Origin of the sequence: Mycobacterium sp. NAZ190054, from assembly GCF_001545925.1 — a bacterium.
Taxonomy (GTDB): Bacteria; Actinomycetota; Actinomycetes; order Mycobacteriales; family Mycobacteriaceae; genus Mycobacterium.
The window spans coordinates 1-4,153 of the sequence record NZ_LMVQ01000310.1; the positions used below are offsets into that span (position 1 = coordinate 1).

Annotated in this window: 4 protein-coding genes and 1 pseudogene; 4 read left to right on the forward strand and 1 reads right to left on the reverse strand. The window is 72.5% G+C overall.

Annotation, left to right across the window (positions count from 1 at the left end; all coding sequences use genetic code 11):
• Positions 1 to 328, reverse strand: a pseudogene (locus ASJ79_RS19835) (primosome assembly protein PriA); the annotation flags it as partial.
• 152 nt (positions 329 to 480) lie between these two features.
• On the opposite strand from ASJ79_RS19835, the gene ASJ79_RS19840 reads away from it, so the two are divergent.
• The 4 genes from ASJ79_RS19840 to ASJ79_RS19855 all read left to right on the forward strand — a co-directional run.
• On the forward strand, positions 481 to 2,310 hold the full coding sequence (locus tag ASJ79_RS19840) for a DUF2207 domain-containing protein (protein WP_067958873.1): 1,830 nt from the start codon (positions 481 to 483) through the stop codon (positions 2,308 to 2,310).
• Positions 2,304 to 2,840, forward strand: coding sequence for a LemA family protein (locus ASJ79_RS19845; protein ID WP_067958867.1), 537 nt, complete (start codon positions 2,304 to 2,306; stop codon positions 2,838 to 2,840). Before ASJ79_RS19840 ends, ASJ79_RS19845 begins: the two co-directional genes overlap by 7 nt.
• A 22-nt stretch (positions 2,841 to 2,862) precedes the next feature.
• Positions 2,863 to 3,795, forward strand: a complete 933-nt coding sequence (gene fmt / locus ASJ79_RS19850; RefSeq protein WP_067958870.1) for a methionyl-tRNA formyltransferase — start codon at positions 2,863 to 2,865, stop codon at positions 3,793 to 3,795.
• On the forward strand, positions 3,792 to 4,153 hold a 362-nt coding region (locus ASJ79_RS19855), incomplete at its 3' end, for a transcription antitermination factor NusB (protein WP_304439120.1). The genes fmt and ASJ79_RS19855, both read left to right, overlap by 4 nt.

Below are 4,153 nucleotides of genomic sequence, written 5' to 3' on the forward strand. Positions count from 1 at the left end.
CCCCACCCCACGCTCTTCCGACCCCGGCGTCGGGCAGGTGCGCGGCGCCGAGCAGCGCCGTCACGGCGTGCGGGACACCGTCGAGGGCCGCCATGTGCACCGCGGGCGGCAGCCCGACCTCCGCACGCGCGTCCAGCTCGGATTCGGCATGGCCCACCGGATCCCACCGGATCAACGCCTGCACGGTCGGGATCGCCGACTCGGCGACGACGGCCACCACGCCCCCGTCGGCGCGGCTGCGTACCAGCGCGGCGGCCGCCATCCACCGGCGCAGCGTGTCCTCGGCGGCCCGCAGGTCCTGGCGGCCCAGCAGGGCCCAGCTGTCGACGCACCGGTCAGCAGGATGCTGGTGCGGGTCCCCCGGGACGGCGGTCTGGCGCTGGCCGCCGCACTGCGCCGCGCCACCGCGGTGCAGAGCGCGCGCCACGACCGGGAGCCGGTTCGCGTGCAGATCGATCCGTTGCACATAGGGTGATGCGCATGTCAGCGGGACGCCTGGTCAGAGCGTTGATCCCGCTGATCCTGATCGGGGCCGGGGTGCTGTGGCCCACGCTGTTCGGCGGCGGCTCGGGTCCCGCCGAGATCGACGACCCGGTCGTGATCACCGACTACGACGTGGACATCGCCGTGGACGCGGACGGCGACATGACCGCCGTCGAGACGCTGACCACCGCGTTCTACAGCACCGACCGGCACGGCATCTTCCGGTACTGGGACATCGCCAACCAGAACGATCCGCATGTGCGCCAGAAACCCGAGGTCACCTCGGTGCTGCTGGACGGCGGACCGGTGCCCTACCAGATGCTGTGGGAGGACGGCGGCCGGTTCCGGGTCGCCAAGATCGGCGACCCCGACCGCTACCTCGGTGACGGCACCCACGTCTTCGAGATCCGCTACACCATCCCCGGCGTGCTCGACCGCGGTGATGTCGGCGCCGACCGGCAGTTCGCCGGCGCCACCGGGGATCCCGGGCCCTCACCGTTGTCGTCGGTCTTCTTCTGGAACGTCATCGCCCCCGCCTGGAACAACCGCATCGAACACGCCGACATCACCGTGACCCTGCCCGGGGCGGCCGGAACCGCCCAGTGCTCGGTCGGTTTCGGGACCGGCCGGGCGTGTGACGAACTGTCCGTGGAAGGCAACCGGGTGCGCCTGACGGCCGAGTCCCTGCCGCCGCGCACCCCGGTGACCGTCCGTGTCGGGGTCGACGTCCCCACCCCGCCCCGAGCGGGCCTGCCGTGGCCGTACACGTGGGACCGGGTGCTGGGCCGGTCGGTGACCGGGGTGATGTGGGTGGCCGGGCTGACGGTGCTGTCCGCGCTGGCGGCGATCGTCTGGTTCCGCCGGGTTCTGGAGAGCTCTCCCGGATTCCCGCTGCAGTACGCCCCGCCGCCGGGGCTCGGCCCGGTCCAGACCGAGTACATCCGCACCGAGTCGGTGCCCGAGAACGGGGTGACCGCCACGTTGTTCCACCTCGCCGATCGAGGTCTGGTCCGCCTGGAGCAGACCGGCGACAAGGAGTGGACCGTCCGGGGCGCCGCGGAGCCGCGCGAGTGGGCCGACGTCGATCCGGTGAGCCTGGCGGTGGCCACCCGGCTCAAGGTGCGCAACCGGGGGTCCACGTTCACCGCCCGGAAGACCGCCGCCTCCGGTGAACGGCTCAGCAAGGCCAGGACCGACATGACCAAGGCCGTCGAGAAGTGGGCGCTGGAGTCGGGTCTGCTCGTCGCGCGCAAGAAGGAGTTGTGGCTGCGTGCGGCCAACGCGGCCGCGTTCGTGCTGATGGTGTGCGCCTTCTTCCGCTGGGGATTCCCGGCCACCATGTGGGCGCTGCCGTTCGCGGCCTTCTTCCTGTTCTCGGCGGCGTCGTGGCGGGACGGGGTGGGCACCCGCCGTACCGCTGCCGGACGCGAATTATGGTCCCGCGCCGGTGGTTTCCACCGCCTGCTGGCCACCGACTCCGCCGGGGCGCGGTTCGACTTCGCGGCACGCCAAGATCTCTACACCGCCTACATCCCGTTCGCGGTGGCGGCCGGGGTCGCGGCGCTGTGGGCGAAGAAGTACGAGGCCTACACCGGTTCGGCCGCGCCCCAACCGGTCTGGTACGGCACGTCGTCCTCGTCGGCGAGCGGCTCGGGAGCCGGCGGGGGTGGCGGGGCCGACTTCGACAGCTTCGAGTCGGCGCTGTCGTCGTCGATCGGTGCGTACACCGCCTCGCAGGCGTCGTCCTCGTCCTCCTCGGGTGGGGGCGGCTTCAGCGGTGGCGGTGGCGGTGGTGGCGGCGGTGGCGGAGGAGGCGGTTCATGGTGAGGTTCCTGCTGGTCGTCGTGCTGGTGGTCGCGGTACTGGTGCTCATCGGATTCGTCCTGGGCTACAACAAGATTCGTGCCGCCGAGGTCCGGGTCGCCGAAGCGCTCGCCGGCATCGACGTGGAACTGACCAGGCGTGCGTCGCTGATCCCCAGCCTGGTGCACACCGTGCAGACCTTCGCCGCGCACGAGAAGTCCGTCCTGGACCACCTCACCGACGCGCGCGCTGCTCTGGCGTCGGCCACCGGAGGCCGATCGGTCGCCGAACGCAGCGCCGCCGAAAGGCAACTCGACGCCGCGCTGGCACCGCTGCTGGCGCTGGGCCGCGACCACCCGCGGCTGAACTCGTCGGACAACTTCCTGGACCTGCAGCGCAACCTGGCCGACACCGAGGACAAGCTGGCGTTCGCGCGGCAGTACTACAACGACGCGGTCGCGACCCTCAACCGGCAGCTCACCACGATCCCGTGGATGTTCGTCGCCCCACTGGCGGGGGTGTCCGAGAAGGAGTACTACCAGACGCCACGGTGAGCGTGCTCCCTAGACTGGCGCGGTGCGTCTCGTCTTCGCCGGCACACCGGAACCCGCCCTGCCGTCGCTGCAACGGCTGATCGACTCGCCCCGGCACGAGGTGATCGCCGTGGTGACGCGCCCGGACGCGGCCGCCGGGCGGCGCGGCCGGCCGGCACCCTCACCGGTGGCGATGCGGGCCGGCGAGCACGGCATCCCGGTGCTGAAACCGGACCGGCCCAACTCCGAGGAGTTCGTCGCCGAGCTGGCCGCGCTGAACCCGGACTGCTGCGCGGTGGTGGCCTACGGTGCGCTGCTGGGCGACGCGTTGCTCGCGGTGCCCACCCACGGCTGGGTCAACCTGCACTTCTCGGTGCTGCCGGCGTGGCGGGGCGCCGCCCCGGTACAGGCGGCCCTGGCCGCCGGCGACGAGGTGACCGGAGCGACGACCTTCCGGATCGAACGCAGCCTCGACTCCGGACCGGTGTTCGGCGTGGTCACCGAGAGCATCCGGCCCGTCGACACCGCGGGAGACCTTCTCGGGCGGCTCGCGGTGTCCGGCGCCGGCCTGCTGGAGGCCACCATGGACGGGATCGAGGACGGCACCCTGACCGCGGTGCCCCAGCCGGCCGACGGGGTCAGCGTCGCGCCGAAGGTCACGGTCGAGGACGCGCGCATCCGCTGGGAACTGCCCGCGCACGTCGTCGACCGGCGCATCCGCTCGGTCACCCCGAATCCGGGCGCGTGGACCACGATCGGTGACCTACGGGTCAAGGTCGGGCCGGTCACGGTGCCCGCCGACGGGCCCGAAGGGCTTGCGCCGGGGGAGATCCGGGTGGACAAGAAACACGTCCACGTCGGGACCGGTTCGGCCGCGGTGCTGCTCGGCACGGTGCAACCGCCGGGCAAGAAGCCGATGGCCGCCGCCGACTGGGCCCGGGGGGCCCGGCTGCAGGAGACCCGGTGGGCCCGATGAAGCGCAAACGGCTCGATCCCGCCCGCCAGGCCGCCCTCGACGTGTTACGGGCGGTGACCGAGCGGGACGCCTACGCCAACCTGGCCCTGCCGGCCATCCTGCGCGACCGCGGGATCAGTGGGCGGGACGCCGCCTTCGCCACCGAGCTGGCCTACGGCACCTGCCGCACCCGCGGTCTGCTCGACGCCGTCATCGCGGCCGCCGCGGGCCGCCCGGTGGACCGGATCGATCCGGTGGTGGTCGCCCTGGCCGTCGTCATCGCCGGGGTCGCGCTCGCCGAGACCGGTGTCGCGCTGCTGACCCGGTGGCTGTCGTCGACCATCGGCGAGGGTCTGATCCTCGATCTGCGCACCGCGGT